This window comes from Aeromonas australiensis (assembly GCF_000819725.1).
In the GTDB taxonomy this organism is placed as follows: domain Bacteria; phylum Pseudomonadota; class Gammaproteobacteria; order Enterobacterales; family Aeromonadaceae; genus Aeromonas; species Aeromonas australiensis.
The window spans coordinates 1-18,813 of record NZ_CDDH01000057.1 but is presented as its reverse complement, the minus strand read 5'-3'; the positions used below and the strand labels follow the sequence as shown (position 1 = coordinate 18,813).

Below are 18,813 nucleotides of genomic sequence, written 5' to 3'. Positions count from 1 at the left end.
GATTACGAACGAGCCAGCATCAGCTCAAGACGGGCGCCTACGCGCTCGGCCTGATCAGCCAGGTCACCTACCCATTCGAGGATCTTGTAAAGGAACATCACATCGATCGGATTGTATTTCTGCTCAACCGCTTGCAGCTGTTGGCGCAGACCGATCTGCATGGTGTCTGTATCGTCCTCGATAAGATCCAGCTGGTGGATCATCTCGGCAACCATTTCCACTTCCCGTCCTTTGAAGCCGGTTTCGAGCAGCTCGTCGAGCTCCCCGATCGCTTTCTCGGCCTGAGCGGTCGCATCAATACAACGTTTGAGATAAGCCATGAAATCCGCCCGCATTTCGGTGGGGAACTCCATGCGACGACCAAGCATGCGGCCGGAGATATCCTTGGCACGGTTGGCAATCTTGTCTTGCTGGGTCAACAGCTCCAGCAGGTCGGTGCGGGCAACCGGCAGGAACAGCCCGCGAGGCAGTTTCAGACGGATTTCACGCTTGAGGATATCCGCCTCTTTTTCCAGCTGGGCGATCTGCTGCCGGATCTTCTCGGCATCTTCCCAGCGCTCTTCAGCAACGGCATCAAAGAAAGGGATCAACTGCTGGGAGCATTGGTGAACCTTCACGATGTGCTTCTGCAGCGGCTTGATGGGGGACTTGGCAAAAAGCCCCAAAATAGTATTTACTGGCATGGCCAAACCTGTGTCGGTGAAAAAACACTCGATACGATTTTATGAGGCGCGCAGGATAACCGAACTGCGCACTCAATTAAACCGCGAATTAATCTAATCGTCTCGCGGGCATTATATCCCCGCGACCCGTACCCTGCCCTCCAAAGTTGCCAGCCAGTCCGGAAATAGTATGCAAACTGAGATCGAGATAAAGTTTTTTGTCGCCAGCGAGATCCAAGCCACGTTATCCAACCTGCTGAATTCTCTCGAGATTAATGAGTCATCACAACAGCAGCTCGGCAACGTCTATTTCGATACGCCGACCCTGGCCCTGCGCCAACTGGAGATGGGTTTGCGGATCCGCCGCTGCGATGCCTTCGCCGAACAGACCATCAAATGCCGCGGCCAGGTGGTGGGCGGCCTGCACGCCAGACCGGAATACAATGTCCCGGTGAGCGGCGAGCTGCCGACTCTCTCGGCCTTTCCTGATGAGATCTGGCCGAGCCTGACCGAGCGCGACCACATTCAACTGCAACTGGTCGCCCAGTTTCGCACCGACTTCCTGCGCCGCCACTGGCTGATCGCCTTCGAGGGGGCCGAGATTGAACTGGCCTGGGATCAGGGCGAGATTATCGGCACTCAGGGCAGCACTACCATCAACGAGCTGGAACTGGAGCTAAAATCCGGTGCTACCACGGCACTGTTTGCACTGGCCCGACGCCTCGCCAGGATCGGCGGGCTGCGCCTTGGCGCCCAATCCAAGGCCCAGCGCGGCTATCGACTGGCTGGCCTTGGCAAACCGCTGGCCCTGCAGGCGCTGGTCGGGCATGAAGGTATGGATGGCATAACGGGGATAAGCGAGGGGCTGCGTCACTGGCAGCATCACGAGCAGCTCTGGCTGGAGCATCCGCAGAATGAAAATATTCAACAGCAGGCACTCGCGGCCCTGTGCCAAGGAATCGATCTGGTCGCCCGCAGTGCAGCCACACTGCCACAACCAGCGCTCTGGCTACCCGCCCTGACCAACCTGCAAGCCCATCTGCAAGCCCGGTCGGGCGAGCATGACGAGTGGCCTGCCGAGCTTGCCGATCTCTTCCTCTATCCGGCGTATGTCGAGTTGCAGCTGGCTATCGCCGCCTGGCTGCATCACGCAGCCTGAGTGGGGCGATGTCGTAAATAAAGACTAGAAACAAAAGCCGGAGACAAAACGGGTGAGCCTTGGCTCACCCGTTTTGCATTACAGCAGGTTGAGCTGCTGCATGGCGCTGCGAATGCGCTCGCGGGTCGTTTCCGACAGCGGCATCACCGGCAGGCGGCACTCCTCGCTACAGAAACCGAGCAGAGAGGCTGCATACTTGGCACCAGCCGGGCTCGGCTCGGCAAACATTGCCTGATGAAGCGGAATCAGCCGGTCTTGCAGCTCACGCGCCGCTTGCCACTTGCCCGCCAGGGTCAGGTTCTGCACCTCGGCTACCAGTTTGGGGGCCACGTTGGCGGTCACCGAGATACAGCCCTGACCGCCGCCGATGTTGTAGGCCACGGCAGTGGCATCTTCCCCGGAGAGCCAGGCAAAGGGCTTGTTGATCAGCTGGCGTTCGGTCCAGGGACGCGCCAAGTCGCCGGTGGCATCTTTCACCCCGGCAATGCGCGGCAGTTCGGCCAGACGGGCCAGGGTCGCGGGTTGCACGTCAACGATGGCCCGCGGCGGAATGTTGTAGACAATGATCGGCTTGGCGGTGGCGTCGTGGACGGCCTTGAAGTGGTGGTAAAGCCCCTCCTGATTGGGACGGTTGTAGTAACCGGCCACATGCAGAGTGGCATCGGCGCCAACCCGCTCGGCATGGAGGGTATATTCGATGGCTTCGACCGGATTGTTGGAACCGGCCCCGGCAATCACCGGAATACGCCCCGCCACCTGCTTGACCACCAGCTCCACCACCCGGCAGTGCTCGTCATGGGTCAGGGTCGGGCTTTCACCCGTGGTGCCCACCGGCACAATGCCGTGAGTACCCTGTTCGATATGCCACTCCACCAGACGCAGCAGCGCCTCTTCATCCAGCTTTCCCTGTCGAAACGGGGTGATCAACGCAACGATTGAACCTTGAAACATGGGATCTCCTTCTCCTAAATGACGCGCATATGGCAATAAAAAACCCCGGTACGATCTGCGCAACCGGGGTTTGAAGCTTCTCAGGGATGAGAGGTTACGCGCGAACGTCGGCAGGCCCGAATGTCAGGCTTTTTTTGTGCTTTCGTTTCAACCCGTTGAACCGCATTTCGTCATCTCTGGTCAAAAAATGGTGTCTTGGCATCTTTCGGGAACACAGCATAAATGTCAAGGCGAAAGGGGCTATGTATAATGGCCGCCCAAAATTGCGTGGAGAGACCCGATGAGCAGCCCAATCAGTGCCGTCAGCCAGATGCTGGAACGAAACCAAGCCCTCTTTGTCGGCAAGCGGCTACTTGTCTGTGGCGCGCTGGAGGATGACTACCCCCGCCAGCTGGCGAGCCTGGTCCAGACCCTGACCGTCTTTACCACCGATTACTGCTACTACCGCAGCCAGCAGGCCGCCCTCGGCGAGGCCATCCTGTTCGACCACCAGCTCGGTGGTGCCCCCCGCTTCGATGCCCTGCTGCTGCTGATGCCCAAGGCCAAGGCCGAGGCACAATATCTGCTGGCCATGATGACCCCCTTGTTGGAAGCGGGAGCCGATCTGTTCCTGGCCGGTGAAAACCGCGGCGGCATCAATGGCGCCGACAAGCTGCTGGCACCATACAGCAATAAGCCGGTCAAGCGTGACTCGGCCCGCCGCTGCTCTCTCTATCATGGCGAGCTCTGCAAACCGGTCGCCCCGTTCGATCTGGATAGCTGGTTTGGCCGCTATCAGTGCAAGGCTGGCGATACCGAGCTGACCGTGCTGGCGCTGCCCGGCGTCTTCAGCGCCGCCGAGCTTGATCTCGGCAGCCAGATGCTGCTGGCCGCCGTACCGCCGATGAAGGGCGAACTGCTCGATTTCGGCTGCGGTGCCGGGGTGATTGGGTCTGTGCTGGCCAAGCGCAATCCTGATCTGCGGGTCAATATGGTGGATATCAGCGCGCTGGCGCTCGAATCGAGCCGCCGCACCCTGGCAATCAATGGTCTACAGGGCAAGGTCACCGCCTCCGATGTCTATTCGGATGTCGCCACCCGCTTCCAGCACATCGTCTCCAATCCGCCATTCCATGCGGGTCTCAAAACCTTTTATGCGGCGACCGAGCAGTTCCTGGCCAAGGCGCCGGAATTTTTGCTGCCAAATGGCTCATTGACCATTGTTGCCAACGCCTTCTTGCGCTATCAGCCTATACTGGAGACACGCTTCAAACGGACTGAAGTGATCAGCAGTGATGCCAAATTCAAGGTCTATCTGAGCAAAGTGTAAATAAGTGTAAGCAGCACAATAAAACAGCTAGAGAGCGCCATCCGGTATCTGATAAGGTACTAATAGCACGATAAAAACCACCCCTTTAGGGGTGTTTTTATCCCAAGCGCTGAAAACCTTTTCATGTTGTTGATTCAGGGAGAGAAATACGATGGCAGGCATTTTGACCATGATCCTAGCTGGTGGCGAAGGTACTCGCCTGCAGCCTCTTACCACCACCCGCAGCAAGCCTTCCGTCCCCTTTGGTGGTAGCTACCGGCTGATCGACTTTGTCCTCAACAACTTCGTCAACGCCGACTTTCTGCGCATCTATGTACTGACCCAATTCAAATCCCAGTCCCTCTACCTGCACATGAAGAAGGGGTGGAATATCGTCGGGATCACCGACCGTTTCATCGACCCCATTCCGGCCCAGATGCGGATGGGCAAACGCTGGTATGACGGCACCGCCGACGCCATCTACCAGAACCTCGGTTTTATCGAGCGGGCCGAACCGGATCACGTCTGCATCTTCGGCTCCGACCACATCTACAAGATGGATGTGAGCCAGATGGTGGCTTTCCACAAGCAGAAGAACGCCGCCATGACGGTCGCCGCCTTGCGCATGCCCATCGAAGAGGCCAGTGCATTCGGGGTGATCGAGGTGGATACCGAAGGGCGGATGATCGGTTTTCAGGAAAAACCGAAACAGCCCAAGCATATCCCCGGCGATCCGACCCAGGCGCTCGTCTCGATGGGCAACTACATCTTCGAGACCGATGCCCTCTACCGCGAGCTGAAGCGGGATGCTGCCGAGGAGAGCTCCAGCCACGACTTTGGCAAGGATGTGATCCCGAGCCTCTACCCGCGCGCGCCCGTCTATGTCTATGACTACAGCACCAACGTCATCCCCGGCGAGAAACCGCACGTCTACTGGCGGGATGTGGGCACCCTCGACTCTTATTGGCAAGCGCACATGGACCTGGTGGCCGACAATCCCCCCTTCTCCCTCTATAACCGCAAGTGGCCCCTGCACACCCACTATCCGGCACTGCCGCCCGCCACCTTTATCGACAGCGACGAGTGCAAGGTAAAAATTGCCAACTCCCTGATCTCTGCCGGTTGCTTCATTCAGGGCAGCCAGATCCAGCGTTCCATCCTGGGTTTTCGCTGCAATATCGGCACGAGCAGCCATATCAGTGAATCCGTGCTGCTGGGGGATGTGAAGATTGGTGAAGGCTGCTCCATCAGACGCGCGATCATAGATAAAAATGTTGAAATTGCGCCCGGCACCGTTATCGGTGAGAATCTGGCCCACGATAGAGAACGATTTACCGTGTCGGAAGGCGGTATCGTGGTGGTACCTAAGGGAGCAAGAGTTGGCTATTAACCCACTGAAAATCCTGTTTGTTGCCTCGGAAGTTGAGGGGCTGGTCAAGACCGGGGGCCTGGCCGATGTTGCCAGAGCCCTGCCGATGTACCTGGCCCAGAAGGGACATGATGTCAGGATCATGCTGCCCTGCTACAAGACCATAAAGCGACGGGATGAGGCCAGACTGGTGGCGTCACGCTGGTTACCAACCCATCCGGGGCTACCGGATATTGGTTATCGCATCTACCAGATGGAAATGGATGGCGTCTGCGTATATCTGCTCGACTGCCCACAATACTTCGATCGTCCCCAGCTCTACGCCGAGAATAATCAGGCCTATCCGGACAACGGCGAGCGCTTTGCCTTTTTCTCGGCAGCGGCCCTCCATGCCTGCGAGCAGCTCGGCTTTGCCCCGGATATCGCCCACTGCAATGACTGGCACACAGGCCTGCTGCCGCTGCTGCTGAAAACCCGTCACGCCCACAACCCCTTCTTCCAGCAAACCCGCAGCGTTATCACCATTCACAACGCGGCGTTTCAGGGGGTGTTTGGCCGAGAGCAGTTCTGGGCCATGCCAGAAATTGCCGACTATGAGCGCCGCATCAACTACGACTACGGCCACGTCAATCTGCTCAAATGCGGGGTTCTCTACGCCGACAAGATCAATGCGGTGAGCCCCAACTATGCCCAGGAGCTGCTGACTCATCTCGGTGCTCACGGTATGGCGCATATCTTCCAGCAACGGGCGGCAGATCTCTGCGGCATCCTCAACGGCTGCGACTACAAGGACTGGGATCCGGAGTTCGACGAATTCCTGCCTGCGACCTACAGCATCAACAATATGGCTGGCAAACAGGTCTGCAAGCAAAGCCTGCAGCAGGAAGCGGGGCTGGCCGTGGCAGACCTGCCCATCTACGGCATGGTTTGCCGCCTGACCGAGCAGAAGGGCGTCCCCCTGCTGCTCCCTGCGCTGGAGAAGTTCCTCCACCATCAGGTGCAAGTGGTGATCGTTGGCTCTGGCGATCCGACGCTCGCCACGCAACTGCAGACTATGGCCCGGGATTATCCGGGCAAACTCGCCTTCATCAACACCTATGACGATCGACTGGCACATCTGGTCGAAGCCGGTGCCGACTTCTTCCTGATGCCCTCACTGTTTGAGCCTTGTGGTCTCAACCAGATGTACAGCCTGGCCTATGGCACCCTGCCACTGGTGCGCGCGGTGGGCGGCCTGAAAGACACAGTTGTGGATTGGGATGCAGATCCCGAACATGCCACCGGCTTCTGTTTCAACAATCCTACCTCGGCCATACTGCTCGATACCATGCGCCGTAGCCTGCTCCACTTCCTGCAGGATAAGGCGCATTTTGCCAAGGTGCAGCGCAATGCCATGAGCACCCGCTTCAACTGGCCTGACTCGGTCACCCAGTATGAACAGATGTATCAAAGCGCATTAGGCCGTTACTGAACCCCTAGCGTCAGCTAATTGCTGAAGTTTTGTACCCTTGGTGCCACTTTGGGTGTCAACAGCGAAAAAAGTCCCCTTTGGCTGTTGACGCTCCCCCAAAACTCTATAGAATCCCCCTCCGCAGTGATGCGAAGGTGGCGGAATTGGTAGACGCGCTAGCTTCAGGTGTTAGTGTCCCACGGATGTGAGGGTTCGAGTCCCTCTCTTCGCACCATACTGCAAGATGCTTTTATCAGACAGCATGTAAATCCAGACTGATAACCCGATGTGCGAAGGTGGCGGAATTGGTAGACGCGCTAGCTTCAGGTGTTAGTGCCCCCCGGGTGTGAGGGTTCGAGTCCCTCTCTTCGCACCATGCTTTTATCAGACAGCATGTAAATCCAGACTGATAACCCGAATGTGCGAAGGTGGCGGAATTGGTAGACGCGCTAGCTTCAGGTGTTAGTGCCCCCCGGGTGTGAGGGTTCGAGTCCCTCTCTTCGCACCATGCTTTATCAGACAGCATGTAAATCCAGACTGATAACCCGATGTGCGAAGGTGGCGGAATTGGTAGACGCGCTAGCTTCAGGTGTTAGTGCCCCCCGGGTGTGAGGGTTCGAGTCCCTCTCTTCGCACCATGATTCTGACATGTAAACACAGAGCAATGCGCTCCAACCGCATTTAAAAACCAGCTGGAGAAAATCAGTGTGCGAAGGTGGCGGAATTGGTAGACGCGCTAGCTTCAGGTGTTAGTGTCCCACGGATGTGAGGGTTCGAGTCCCTCTCTTCGCACCATTCATTACGCAAAAGGCCCATCACGAAAGTGACGGGCCTTTTGTTTTTACTCCTTGTTATGGCTATGCTTTTGACGAATCCCCGCTCATCGCCATGCCAAGGAACGCATATGATACTGGATACCGACATTCACAACTTTTATGAACATCTGGTGCTCAAGGAGATTGAGAAGCAGGGGCTGCAACAGCAACTCACCAGCGATCAGATGGCCGATCTCTGCTGTCTAACCCTCAACCAGCTCCCTTCCCACTATATTCGCCACGATGTCGACATGATCTACTTCCTGACCGATGCCAAACGCACCGAAATGGAGACGTTGGTCATCACTTCTCTGAAACAAGCACTACAAAAGATCGAGCAGGCTCCCATCAAAAGCTCATGACCAGGGCTGCTGCCAGAGCAGGGTGACGATACCGGTCAAACCGGCTACTGGCAGCAAGATCAAGGCGGGTCGCAAACCGGGCTCCAACATCAACCAGGCAGCCAGCAGAAAACCGGCACTCCAGGTGCCGTACTCTTTATCCTGACCCCAGGCAAGTACGGCCAAAGCCACCAGCAACATAGTCCCCCGCAATATCCAGCGCATTGTTTTCTCCCCAAGCAGCAAATGGTAATGATTATCATATTCACTTAATGGGAGTGCAAGTCGCCTCGCGCGCCAGCCTCGAATGCTCCCCCAGCTGTCAACAGGGCGCTCAAAAACAGGTTATGAGATCAACTAATTTGTGATTTTTTCAATCAAATGTGCATTTTTGCCCATTTGATGGGGCTTTAACCCGCTGGGTTTGTGGTAGATTGCGGCCTCTTTTTGGGTTGCCCCCTCGGGATAGCACTATCCACAGGACGAGAGGGAGTGACCTTGGCGAGCAAGAGTTTAGGAAGTATCTATGCAAAACCAACCACACCACATCCGACTACCGGGCATGGCACAGGTGTTTGCCTGTCTGGCCATTTTCCTGGCCTTGGCATTCTCATTCACCAGCGTACTCGACCTGCCGATCCAGCTGGCGCTGTTCATCGCCTGGTTCGTCATCATGGGACTTGGCATCAAGCTTGGCCACGATTACAAATCCCTGGAGCAGGCAGCCGTTGACGGCGTCGCCAAGGGGATGGGGGCGATCCTGATCCTGGTCTCCGTCGGCGCCCTGGTCGGCACCTGGATTGCTGGCGGCATCGTTCCCAGCATCATCTACTTCGGCCTCAAGGTGATCCATCCGTCCATCTTTCTGCTAGCGACCCTGATCATCTGTTCGCTGACCTCGCTGGCCACCGGCACCTCCTGGGGCTCTGCCGCAACCGCCGGTATCGCCATGATGGGGATCGGCCACAGCCTCGGCGTCCCTGCGCCATTGGTTGCCGGCGCCGTGCTCTCCGGGGTCTACTTCGGCGACAAGCTCTCTCCACTTTCTGATTCCGTGGTATTGGCCTCGACCATGTCCAACGTCGACGTGGTAGAGCATATCAAGGGGATGCTGCCCATCAGCCTGCTCTCCTATATCATTACCGCCGTACTGTTCACCGTGGTGGGGATGCAGTACTCGGGCAACGTTAGCCTGGAGCAGGTCAATCTGGTGATGGAGGCCCTCGACCAGCAGTTCAACATCACCCCGCTGGCCATAGTGCCGGTGGTGCTGGTACTGGGCCTGCTGGCCAACCGCAAGCCCGCCTTCCCGGTGATTAGCTTCGGCGCTCTGCTGGGCCTGGTATGGGCTATTGCCTTTCAGGATATGGATCCGGTCAAAGCGATGCACTCGGCATACAGCCCGTTTGCCATCACTTCCGGCATCGACTTTATCGACAACATTCTCGGCCGTGGCGGCATGGAGTCCATGCTGGGCTCGGTCGCAGTCATCATCTTCGGTCTCGGCTTTGGCGGCCTGCTGGAGAAGGTCGGTATTCTCTCGGTCATTGCCAGCGCCTTCGAGAAACGTATCAACAGCGTCGGCAGCCTGACCAGCCACACCATCGCCACCGCGTTTCTGGCCAACGTGTTTGGCTCGGCTATGTATGTGTCGCTGATCCTGACCCCCAAGATCATGGCCAAGAACTACGACCGGCTGGGATTGGCGCGCAAGAACCTCTCTCGCAACGCCGAGTTCGGCGGCACCCTCACCTGCGGCATGGTGCCCTGGAGCGATAACGGTATCTTCATGGCCGGGGTGCTGGGAGTCGCAACCCTCGACTACCTGCCCTACATGTGGCTGAGTTTCACCTGCATCATAGTCACCATCACCCTCGCCTACATGGGCAAGGCAGTGAACCGGATCCCGCTGGTCGCGGCTGCAAGCTCCCGCTAAGCCCTCCGCAAAAACCAGAGCGCCATCAAGGCGCTCTCTTGGCCACAACTCTGGGCACTCAAGAGAGAGTGCCAGTTCATAGCCTTCAAGGAGGGTCTGGTCGGTAACCGAAACCAGCCCTCCCATCATGCAGCTACCGAGACATGCCCAGTTCGCTGGGTATCCTTCTCGCCCCCATATCGCCTGGCTCTTATACGCCCACGCCCTCACGGGGGCTTGATCCGGCCGCGCCCTCTGCCCCACCTTCGGCAACCACAGTGTCCAACTCTGTATCCTCTGTATCCCCGGCATCCCGGCACCGCTTTATCGCTGCACCGCAAGCACCTCTTTGACTAATCACAATCACAACCACAATGGCCACACCGCGAAAAGGCCAGGAAGAACTTGGCCATGGATCTGTCAAGCCGGGTGGTGAGCATGTTGACGGCCTGCTCTCACTCTTAACTCTCGTTCTCCTGATAGAACCGAGTGACCTGTCATCGGCTGTGCCGTTGTTTGCTGACAGGGCGGCTCCAGATTTGTGGGGCAGCCAAGTTCACCACCCCTTGCTCTCGTGCAGCCCGAACAGCAACACCCGGTATGGCCAACCTGGCCATTGGCCAAGCGCATTGTTTGAGGGATTGGCATGTAACAACCTGGATGGAGGGTGATGAAAGGTTCAGATCACTCAATGAAAGGGAAGTTCAAAAAATCCCCAGCAGATGCTGGGGAGATTTCCATAAAAAACAGGCCGCTGGCCACTTGATGTCACTACTGTTGCCCTGTTATTTCCTCTTGGGGCTTGTGTTGCCACACAGCGCCGAGCAGCAGCTTGAGCAGCAGCCCGGGCGGGTTATCCAGCAACTTGCCGGACTCCAGCAGCAGCTGGCCATCAGCGCGAAAGCCGAGGCTGGCCTCGATGGTGCCATCCTCCGAGACCACCTGGATCAGGCCATGGAGGGCGGAGCGCTCACCGGGCTGGCAGCGAAGCCGCAGTTCGCGAGCCTCCCCCAGCAGGGTGAAGGCGCGGCTCAGCGGGGGCGAGTCTTCATAATCGGGCCAGTTGAAGAAGTGATACTGTTCGGCCAAAGCGCCAGCTTGCTGGCAGAACTGGTCGAACAGCAGCCCGATCGCCTGATACTCCTGATCCAGTCGTCTCGCCTGCTCTTCAATCCGTTTCATGGTTTACTCCTTGTCTATCCACTTGATCAGACATTGATTTTCTGACCCCGTGACGGCCGTTTTCCAGATATGAGGCCAAATGGCCTTGAGGTCTGTGAGCCCGATCCGATTTTCGTTATGAAAACGTTATCTTGTTGAAAGCTGTTAACTTTTTTGCCCTTCCGCTCACATTTGCAACGATTCCGGCTGATTAATATGGCACCGCTCGGCAATGACCGGGTACTCGGATATCGAGACTAACTACAGCGGGAATTATAAAAAAATGGATATGAAAAAGACCAAGGTGGCGCTGGTAACAGCCTCACTGCTCGCGCTTTTGTCCGGCTGCAATGACAACAGCACATCGACTTCTACACCTGAACCTTCTGATGGACCTGTCGCCCGTCTGCCCAAGATGGACCCTCCGAAAGAGTTGCTGGTTGCTGGCGACAATCAGGTGGTCATCGCACTGGTGGATACCCAGACCGGTGCGGCCCGCGGGGTCACCGGTCCCTTCGCCAGCCACAGTCTGCATCTTTGGAACAATGATGCCTGCAATGCCACTGCCGAGGGCGGACTCAACGCCAGCTGGGACGACAAGGTCAACAGCCCGGCCGCTGCCGATGGGTTCGGGCCTGCCTGGGTGGTTCCTCTGGCCAAGCTGGAAGGATGCATCAACTTTATCGCCCGTAATGGCGATCTGGCCAACCTGACCGGCAGCGATATGAAGGTGATCTTCAGCGAACACCCGGATCGCACCGTAGCCATCGTTGCCGGCAAGAACGAGATTTTCGGCAGCCGGGCGGAAGCCTTTACCGCCGCCTTCGGCGTGGCGGGCGCCAGTGCTCATCTGATCGACGGCAACACCCTGATCTGGCAAGGGGGCAAGGACAAGCCCCATGTTCGTCTCTATTACACCGACTCGGGCACCATCAAGGCCAATGCGGAAGGGGTGTTCGATTTCCCCTATATCAGCCTGACCGCGACCAGTCTGACTGCCGAGCAGCAGGCCAAATACCCGCATCTGAAGGATGTCGCCGCCTTCGCCCTGCCTGCCGGTAAAGATCTCAAGCCTCTGCTCAAGGGGGAGTTGGTGGCCATCGGCACCGATGCCGACGGTCTCCTCCAAGGGGCGACCCTGGTACAGAGCGCCGGCGCACTCGACGCCCTGTATGCAGCGGAGGCAACCAAGCTGAGCTATGGCGCCATCGTTGAGGGAGGCAATGTCACCTTCCGGCTGTGGGCGCCGACCGCCAAGTCGGTCAAGCTGGCGCTGTTCGACGAGCAACACAAGTCACTCGGCGAACGCACCATGACCCTGGACGAGGCCAGCGGCAGCTGGAGCGTACAGGGCGGCAGCGAGCTGGTGGGCAAATACTACCGCTATGACATAGAGGTCTACCACCCGGTCAGCCGCAAGCTGGAATCTTATCAGGTGACCGACCCCTACTCCCTGAGCCTGGCGATGAACTCCGAGTACAGCCAGGTGGTGGATCTTGACGATCCGGCCCTCAAGCCAGCCGGATGGGATGAGCTCAAGGCCCCCCATAGCCAGCAGAACCCGGCCGATATCACCATCTATGAGGCCCATGTCCGCGATCTGACCGGCAACGATGAATCCACGACCCCCGAGCATCGCGGCAAGTTCCTCGGCCTGACCGACAGCGACAGCGTGCCCGTCACCCATCTGAAATCCCTGGCCAAGAGCGGCGTCAGCCACCTGCACCTGCTGCCGGTATTCGACATCGCCACCGTCAACGAGGATCCGGCCAAGGTGGCCAATATCGGCGATGACTTCAGCAAGCTCTGTCAGGTCAATCCGGATGTGAAAACATCCAAATTTGGCGGCTACTGCAGCAGCGGTCAGACCATCGAGGCCGTGCTCGGCGACCTGCAAGGGGACGACAGCAAGGGGAACCCGCAAGTGCAGGCGCTTTATGGCTATCTGCGCGGCGTCGACTCCTTCAACTGGGGCTATGACCCCTACCATTACACGGCACCGGAAGGCTCCTACGCCACCAACGCCGAGGGCAACCAGCGCATTCTGGAGTTCCGCGAAATGGTCAAGGCCATCAAGCAGAACATCGGCATGAACGTGGTGATGGACGTGGTCTACAACCACACCAACGAGGCGGGCCTGGGGCCCAAGTCGGTGCTCGACAAGATAGTGCCCTGGTACTACCAGCGCCTCAATCCGGAGACCGGTTCGGTCGAGAACTCTACCTGCTGCTCCAACACGGCGCCGGAACATGCCATGTTCGCCAAGCTGATCAATGACTCGCTGGTGACCTGGGCCCGCGACTACAAGATCGACGCCTTCCGCTTCGATCTGATGGGGCATCATCCAAAAGATCAGATGCTGCAGGCGCTGGCCGCGGTGAAGCAGGTCAACCCGGACATGTACTTCTACGGCGAGGGGTGGAACTTCGGCGAGGTTGCCGATGACAAGCGCTTCGTGCAGGCAACCCAGAAGCATCTGGCCGGTACCGGCATCGGCTCCTTCTCCGACCGGCTGCGGGACGCAGTGCGTGGTGGCAGTCCGTTCGACGGTGGCGACACCATCCGCAAGGCTCAGGGCTTCGGCAACGGCGCCCTGGTGGATGCCAACGAGCTGGATGGTGTTGATCGCGCCACTGCCCTGCACCAGTCCGACCTGGTGCGCCTCGGCATGGCTGGCAACCTCAAGGATTTCGTGCTGACCGACAAGGATGGCATGCCGAAGAAAGGGGCCGACATCGACTACAACGGTCAGCCGGCAGGCTATGCCCAGGATCCGACCGAGATCCAGAACTATGTCGACAAGCACGACAACCAGACCCTGTTCGACAACCTGATCTATAAGGCTCCGTCAGGCGCCGATCTGGTGCGGATGCAGGGGGTATCGCTCGCCACCGCCATGCTGGGGCAGGGCGTTCCCTTCACCCACGCCGGTGTCGAGCTGCTGCGTTCCAAATCCATGGAGCGGGACAGCTACGACTCTGGTGACTGGTACAACAAGGTCGACTATACCCTGGGCGACAACAACTTCGACAAGGGGTTGCCGCGGCAGGACAAGGATGGCGACAACTATCCGCTGATCGAGCAGGTACTTGGCAAGCACGCCAAGCCGGGCTCAGCCGAGATGGCGCAGATGGTGAGCTTCTATCAGGAGCTGGCCGAGCTACGTCAATCCTCCCGTTTGCTGCGTCTGGGCAGCGGTGCCGAGGTGATCAAGCGGGTCGACTTCCGCAACACCGGTCCTGAGCAGATCCCGGGTCTTATCGTGATGAGCGTGGATGACGGGGTCGGCGCCGGTGCGGATCTGGATCCGGCCATCGACGGTCTGGTGGTGATGATCAACGCCAGCAACCAGAGCCAGCGCATCGGGAACTTCCGTGACGGCAATGATCAGCCGATCGATCTGAGCGATATGGTGCTTAGCAACAAGCATCGCGCAGTCGACAGCATCGCCAGCGGCGCCGCCTATGACAACGGCCAGCTGACGCTGGGTGCCTGGTCGGTGGCAGTGTTCGTCAAGCCGCAGTCTGGTGCACAGGGCGCGGGCCTGCCGGTGAGCAAGAAGATAGACCTGAGCACGGTTCCCCCCTTTGCTGATACCGTTCTCTATCTGAAAGGCTTCCTCGGTGAGTGGGGCGACGTCAACCAGATGACCTTCAGCAGTAACTTCATGTATGTGTTCAGCAGCGATGTGGCGGCCGACCAACTCGGTGCGACCGAGGTGAAGATCGCCGATGCCAGCTGGGGGCCGGTCAACTACGGCAGCTGTAACCCGGGTGACAAGCTGGTGGTTGGTACCCCGCTGACCCTTTGCAAGGGGGGAGAAACCGGCAATATCGGTGTCGATCTGGCCAAGGCAGGCAGCTACAAGTTTGTCTTTACCGCCATGAACAAGGACAAGCCCACCCTGAGCGTCAGCTATACCGAGCCGGTGCAGAGCTGCAAGGTGCTGGAGACAGTGGCGGGCAACCCGCTCGGCTACAACCTGTTCGTCAAGGGCTCGCTTTCCGATTGGGGAGCTCAACCTCAGTACCAGCTGAGCTACAAGGGGATGGACGGCGATCTCGCCATCTATCAGGCGGCGTTCAACTACGCTGGCAGCACCGAGTTCAAGGTGGCCAACGAGGACTGGAGCAAGGAGTACCTGCTCAACGGTGGGGGCGCGGTGAACGCTGAAACCGGCTATTCGTTCGCCTTCTCCAAGGGTGGCAGTGCCAATAACAGCATCACCCTGCCGCAGGGGCTGTGGAGTGTGCTGGTGAAGGTTGACCCGGCTGGCGTCAAGGCAGGTACTGCCGTCATTCAGGAGTGCAGCGTCAAGTAAGCAAGCCATTGAGCCCTGGGGATGGCTCGGCGCCCCCGGGTTGAATTCCACCTTGCCAAGGGTGGGATAACTCCGAGAGAGTAAACAAAGCGCGACTGCCGACCGGCAGACGCGCTTTTTCTTTTACGGGTTGCCGTGAGAGAAATGAGAGGAAAAAGAAAAGCCGTCCCGGTTGGGGGACGGCTTTTGGCTGGGATACCATTGGCTGGCTTAACGCTTGCGCAGCAGCCGCAAGGCGTTGGCGGTCACCAGAGCGGTGGCGCCGGTATCGGCCAGCACCGCAATCCACAGGCCGGTAATACCGAGCAGGCTGGTGACCAGGAAGATGGCCTTCAGCCCCAGTGCCAGCGCGATATTCTGGTGAATATTGGCCAGTGCCGCCCGCGACAACCGGATCATCGCGGCAATACCGCCGAGCTGGTTGTGGGTCAGCGCCGCATCGGCGGTCTCCAGTGCCACGTCGGTACCTCCCCCCATGGCGATGCCGATACTGGCCCGCTTCATGGCGGGGGCATCGTTGATGCCGTCGCCGATCATGGCAACCTTCCGGGTGCTGGCCAGCTTGGCGATCTCTTCTACCTTGTTTTCCGGCAGCAGACCGGCGCGCCAGCCCATGCCCAGCTCGGTGGCGATCGCCTCGGCGGCATTGGGGTTGTCACCGGTTAACATGATGCTGTTGAGCCCAAGCTGATGGAGTGCTTGCAGCGCGGTGGCAGCTTCCGGCCGGATCTGATCCCGCAGCGCCAGCAGGGCAACCGGCAACGCCTGAGCATCGCTGCTCTGGCAGAGCACCACCACCGTCTTGCCCTGCCGCTCCAGCGAAGCAATCCGGGTTTGCTGTTCCACATTCAGGGTCGCCACCCGGCTCGGTGCCAGCAGTTGCCACAGTTCGCCGTTGATGCGTCCCTCAACCCCCATGCCCGACAGGGCGCGCAGGTCGCGGGCCTCCGCCAGAGTCAGCCCCTGTTCGGTCGCGTTGGCGACTACGGCGCGGGCCAGCGGGTGGTGGGAGCCCTGCTCGATGGCAGCCGCCAGCGCCAGCAGGTCGGCTTCCGGCTGGCCATTGAGGCTCACCAGCTCGGTCAGTTGCGGCTTGCCCAGGGTCAGGGTGCCGGTCTTGTCAAAGGCAACGGTATCGATATGGGCCAGTCGCTCCAGCGCAGCCCCACCCTTGATCAGGGCCCCTTGACGGGTGGCTGCCGCCAGCGCCGAGGTAACCGCCGCCGGGGTGGAGATGACCAGCGCGCAGGGGCAACCGATCAGCAGCAGCGCCAGCCCGCGATAGATCCACTCGTCCCAGCTCTGGCCGAAGGCGAGCGGTGGGATAATGACGACCAGCAGGGCAACCAGCATCATGGCCGGGGTATACCAGCGGCTGAAGCGGTCGATAAAGCGCTCGATGGGGGCGCGCTGGCTTTCGGCCTCCTCGATAAGGTGCAAAATGCGGTCGATGGCGTTGTTGCCCGGTTCCGATATCACCTCAAGACGCAGTACCCGATCGGCAGCCAGACTGCCGGCCGGCACCTTGTCACCCTGACGGCGTTCCACCGGAATGGATTCACCGGTCAGGGCGCTCTCGTCAAAGGCTCCGAGCTCATCGAGCAGGCGGGCATCTGCGGCCAGGCGGGCACCCGGGGCGATTTCGATGATATCGCCAGGACGCAGCTCATCGGCAGCGACCTCTTCCCTCACCTCCCCCTCGGCAGTGGTATGGATGCGCAGCGCCTTGTCAGGCACCAGCGCCATCAGGGCGGTGACCCCGGCGCGGGCGCGACCGGCGGCGTAGGCCTCCAGATGTTCACCCAGCATAAAGAGCAGCAGCACCATGGCCGCTTCCGCGGTTTCGCCGAGGAACAGGGCCCCCACGGCGGCCACCGTCATCAGGGTCTCGATGGCGAAGGGGGAGCCGCTTTGGGTCAAGGCCCACGCCTTGCGGGAGATGGGCCACAGCCCCCACAAGGTCGCCAGGGTAAAGAGTGGCTGACCGAGCTCTTTCGGCAGCAGGGCCGCCACCAGCATCAGACTGGCCAGTGACAGGGGCTGCCAATATTTGCCCAGGGCGGTCAGCAGCGAGCTTTGGTGTGTTGCTTCCTTTGTGATTGTGTGGGCTGTGCTGGCCTGAGCCCCCTTGAGCTGGAAACCGGCGGCCAGCACGGCGGCGGTGACGGGATCGGGTGAGAGGCCGGGGGCCAGATCCACCACCAGCTTCTCGGTGGCAAACAATACGCGCGCCTGTTGTACGCCGCTCACCCGGCTGACGGCGGTCTCGATCTTGCGGGCGCAGCTGGGGCAATCCATCCCCAACACCTGCCAGCTGTGGCGGCTGTTGCCTTGCTCCGGCGCAACCAGCGGGTCGGCAGGTGGCATATCGTGCTCATGCTCGTGAACTGGCGATAAGGGGGCGCTGCAGCACGCTTGATCGTGGCAGCTTCCTCGGGGAGGCTCTTCATCCCCGGGTGATTCATTGCCGTCACGGGATGCGTGCTCATGAGGCGTCTGGGTTGAACAGCCACTGACGGGCGTGGTGTTGTCGCAGCAGTGGCTATCGTGGTGATGCTCACTCTGGCCGGGGGCCGCCTTGCTGACGGCCTTGATGGGGGCGGCGTGCTGATGATTGCAGCAGGATTTGCTCATGATGAGTCCCTCTTGATGGATCCCGCCCCTGCGAGATCCCTGATTACTGAGAAGGAGTCTAAACCTTGGTGTTAAGTCCAAGGTCAACCCCTTTATATCCCTTGCCTTCGCGGGTGTTTGTCTGGTCCCGCCGCCCCTATACTGATCACCCGGATTTTTACTACCCCAATAAAGGACATAACACATGAGCAACTCAGTCACTCTGCAAGGCAACCCGGTCTCCGTCGCTGGTCACTTCCCGGTCGCCGGTGAGCAAGCCAAGCCCTTCTCCCTGGTGGCCAAGGATCTCTCTGACGTGACCCTGGCAAGCTTTGCCGGTCAGCGCAAAATTCTGAACATCTTCCCGAGCGTCGATACCCCGACCTGTGCGACCTCTGTGCGCAAGTTCAACGAGCAGGCCAGCGCGCTGGAGAACACTGTCGTGCTGTGCATCTCCGCCGATCTGCCGTTCGCCCAGTCCCGCTTCTGCGGCGCCGAAGGTCTGGACAAGGTAGTGACCCTCTCCACCCTGCGCGGTGCGGACTTTATGGAAGATTACGGCGTTGCCTTCTCCTCCGGTCCGCTGGTCGGTCTGACCGCTCGCGCCATCGTGGTGCTGGATGGTGACAACAAGGTGCTGCACAGCGAGCTGGTCGCCGAAGTGGCCGACGAGCCGAACTACGCTGCGGCGCTGGCCGTGCTGTAAGGCTGCAAGCCATAAAAAATCCCGCTGCGGCGGGATTTTTTTAGGTTCTTCGCATTTTGTGG

13 protein-coding genes and 5 tRNA genes are annotated in these 18,813 nt (G+C 59.2%); 13 read left to right on the top strand and 5 right to left on the bottom strand.

Translation table 11 applies throughout. The features are described 5' to 3' along the window. Nucleotides 1-2 precede the first annotated feature (2 nt). Nucleotides 3-683 carry a TIGR00153 family protein gene (locus BN1117_RS08985; protein WP_040096679.1) on the bottom strand — a complete coding sequence of 227 codons (681 nt, stop codon included), beginning with the start codon at nt 681-683 and terminating at the stop codon, nt 3-5. A 169-nt stretch (nt 684-852) separates the two neighbouring features. On the opposite strand from BN1117_RS08985, the gene BN1117_RS08980 reads away from it, so the two are divergent. After that, nucleotides 853-1,821: a CYTH domain-containing protein gene (locus BN1117_RS08980; protein ID WP_040096677.1), complete on the top strand. Its 969-nt coding sequence runs from the start codon at nt 853-855 to the stop codon at nt 1,819-1,821. A 78-nt stretch (nt 1,822-1,899) separates the two neighbouring features. On the opposite strand, the gene dapA is transcribed toward BN1117_RS08980, so the two are convergent. Next, nucleotides 1,900-2,772, bottom strand: coding sequence for a 4-hydroxy-tetrahydrodipicolinate synthase (dapA, locus tag BN1117_RS08975; RefSeq protein WP_040096675.1), 873 nt, complete (start codon nt 2,770-2,772; stop codon nt 1,900-1,902). A 280-nt stretch (nt 2,773-3,052) separates the two neighbouring features. Between dapA and rsmC the strand changes: the two genes are divergently transcribed. The 9 genes from rsmC to BN1117_RS08930 all read left to right on the top strand — a co-directional run bounded on the left by rsmC (nt 3,053) and on the right by BN1117_RS08930 (nt 8,056). Next, entirely contained in the window at nt 3,053-4,081 is a 1,029-nt protein-coding gene (gene rsmC, locus BN1117_RS08970; RefSeq protein WP_040096673.1) for a 16S rRNA (guanine(1207)-N(2))-methyltransferase RsmC, read from the top strand. Between the two features lie 151 nt (nt 4,082-4,232). Further along, the gene (gene glgC, locus BN1117_RS08965; RefSeq protein ID WP_040096671.1) at nt 4,233-5,450 is read left to right on the top strand and encodes a glucose-1-phosphate adenylyltransferase; all 1,218 of its coding nucleotides are present in this window, start codon (nt 4,233-4,235) and stop codon (nt 5,448-5,450) included. Next, nucleotides 5,440-6,900, top strand: a complete 1,461-nt coding sequence (gene glgA, locus BN1117_RS08960) for a glycogen synthase GlgA (RefSeq protein WP_040096669.1) — start codon at nt 5,440-5,442, stop codon at nt 6,898-6,900. The genes glgC and glgA overlap by 11 nt, the downstream gene beginning before the upstream one ends. 128 nt (nt 6,901-7,028) lie before the next feature. Beyond that, nucleotides 7,029-7,114: transfer RNA gene (locus tag BN1117_RS08955), tRNA-Leu, on the top strand. 55 nt (nt 7,115-7,169) lie between these two features. Beyond that, nucleotides 7,170-7,255, top strand: a tRNA-Leu gene (locus BN1117_RS08950). A 46-nt stretch (nt 7,256-7,301) separates the two neighbouring features. Continuing rightward, nucleotides 7,302-7,387 (top strand) — tRNA-Leu (locus tag BN1117_RS08945). Nucleotides 7,388-7,431: 44 nt separating this feature from the next. Then, nucleotides 7,432-7,517, top strand: a tRNA-Leu gene (locus BN1117_RS08940). A 71-nt stretch (nt 7,518-7,588) separates the two neighbouring features. Continuing rightward, nucleotides 7,589-7,674: transfer RNA gene (locus BN1117_RS08935), tRNA-Leu, on the top strand. Nucleotides 7,675-7,783: 109 nt separating this feature from the next. After that, nucleotides 7,784-8,056 (top strand): late competence development ComFB family protein, encoded by a 273-nt coding sequence (locus BN1117_RS08930; protein ID WP_040096667.1) that lies wholly within the window; start codon nt 7,784-7,786, stop codon nt 8,054-8,056. Here the strand turns inward: BN1117_RS08930 and BN1117_RS08925 are convergent. Continuing rightward, nucleotides 8,051-8,260 carry a hypothetical protein gene (locus BN1117_RS08925; protein WP_040096666.1) on the bottom strand — a complete coding sequence of 70 codons (210 nt, stop codon included), beginning with the start codon at nt 8,258-8,260 and terminating at the stop codon, nt 8,051-8,053. The two genes, BN1117_RS08930 and BN1117_RS08925, sit on opposite strands and share 6 nt — an antisense overlap. 301 nt (nt 8,261-8,561) lie before the next feature. On the opposite strand from BN1117_RS08925, the gene nhaC reads away from it, so the two are divergent. After that, nucleotides 8,562-9,971 carry a Na+/H+ antiporter NhaC gene (nhaC, locus tag BN1117_RS08920; RefSeq protein ID WP_040096664.1) on the top strand — a complete coding sequence of 470 codons (1,410 nt, stop codon included), beginning with the start codon at nt 8,562-8,564 and terminating at the stop codon, nt 9,969-9,971. Between the two features lie 750 nt (nt 9,972-10,721). Here the strand turns inward: nhaC and BN1117_RS08915 are convergent. Beyond that, nucleotides 10,722-11,132, bottom strand: a complete 411-nt coding sequence (locus tag BN1117_RS08915) for a hypothetical protein (protein WP_040096663.1) — start codon at nt 11,130-11,132, stop codon at nt 10,722-10,724. A 262-nt stretch (nt 11,133-11,394) separates the two neighbouring features. Here BN1117_RS08915 and pulA point away from each other — a divergent pair, with 262 nt between their 5' ends. Further along, nucleotides 11,395-15,432 (top strand): pullulanase-type alpha-1,6-glucosidase, encoded by a 4,038-nt coding sequence (pulA, locus tag BN1117_RS08910; protein ID WP_156129935.1) that lies wholly within the window; start codon nt 11,395-11,397, stop codon nt 15,430-15,432. 210 nt (nt 15,433-15,642) lie between these two features. On the opposite strand, the gene BN1117_RS08905 is transcribed toward pulA, so the two are convergent. Next, nucleotides 15,643-18,066, bottom strand: coding sequence for a zinc/cadmium/mercury/lead-transporting ATPase (locus tag BN1117_RS08905; RefSeq protein ID WP_040096659.1), 2,424 nt, complete (start codon nt 18,064-18,066; stop codon nt 15,643-15,645). A gap of 184 nt (nt 18,067-18,250) precedes the next feature. Here BN1117_RS08905 and tpx point away from each other — a divergent pair, with 184 nt between their 5' ends. After that, nucleotides 18,251-18,751 carry a thiol peroxidase gene (gene tpx, locus BN1117_RS08900; protein WP_040096657.1) on the top strand — a complete coding sequence of 167 codons (501 nt, stop codon included), beginning with the start codon at nt 18,251-18,253 and terminating at the stop codon, nt 18,749-18,751. Nucleotides 18,752-18,813: the final 62 nt, after the last annotated feature.

Coding starts and splice junctions, on each gene's coding strand:
- dapA (WP_040096675.1), bottom strand. CDS start 2,772: ATGTTTCAAGGTTCAATCGTTGCGTTGATCACCCCGTTTCGACAGGGA.
- BN1117_RS08905 (WP_040096659.1), bottom strand. CDS start 18,066: ATGAGCAAATCCTGCTGCAATCATCAGCACGCCGCCCCCATCAAGGCC.
- BN1117_RS08925 (WP_040096666.1), bottom strand. CDS start 8,260: ATGCGCTGGATATTGCGGGGGACTATGTTGCTGGTGGCTTTGGCCGTA.
- BN1117_RS08985 (WP_040096679.1), bottom strand. CDS start 683: ATGCCAGTAAATACTATTTTGGGGCTTTTTGCCAAGTCCCCCATCAAG.
- BN1117_RS08915 (WP_040096663.1), bottom strand. CDS start 11,132: ATGAAACGGATTGAAGAGCAGGCGAGACGACTGGATCAGGAGTATCAG.
- BN1117_RS08930 (WP_040096667.1), top strand. CDS start 7,784: ATGATACTGGATACCGACATTCACAACTTTTATGAACATCTGGTGCTC.
- BN1117_RS08980 (WP_040096677.1), top strand. CDS start 853: ATGCAAACTGAGATCGAGATAAAGTTTTTTGTCGCCAGCGAGATCCAA.
- nhaC (WP_040096664.1), top strand. CDS start 8,562: ATGCAAAACCAACCACACCACATCCGACTACCGGGCATGGCACAGGTG.
- pulA (WP_156129935.1), top strand. CDS start 11,395: ATGGATATGAAAAAGACCAAGGTGGCGCTGGTAACAGCCTCACTGCTC.
- glgC (WP_040096671.1), top strand. CDS start 4,233: ATGGCAGGCATTTTGACCATGATCCTAGCTGGTGGCGAAGGTACTCGC.
- rsmC (WP_040096673.1), top strand. CDS start 3,053: ATGAGCAGCCCAATCAGTGCCGTCAGCCAGATGCTGGAACGAAACCAA.
- tpx (WP_040096657.1), top strand. CDS start 18,251: ATGAGCAACTCAGTCACTCTGCAAGGCAACCCGGTCTCCGTCGCTGGT.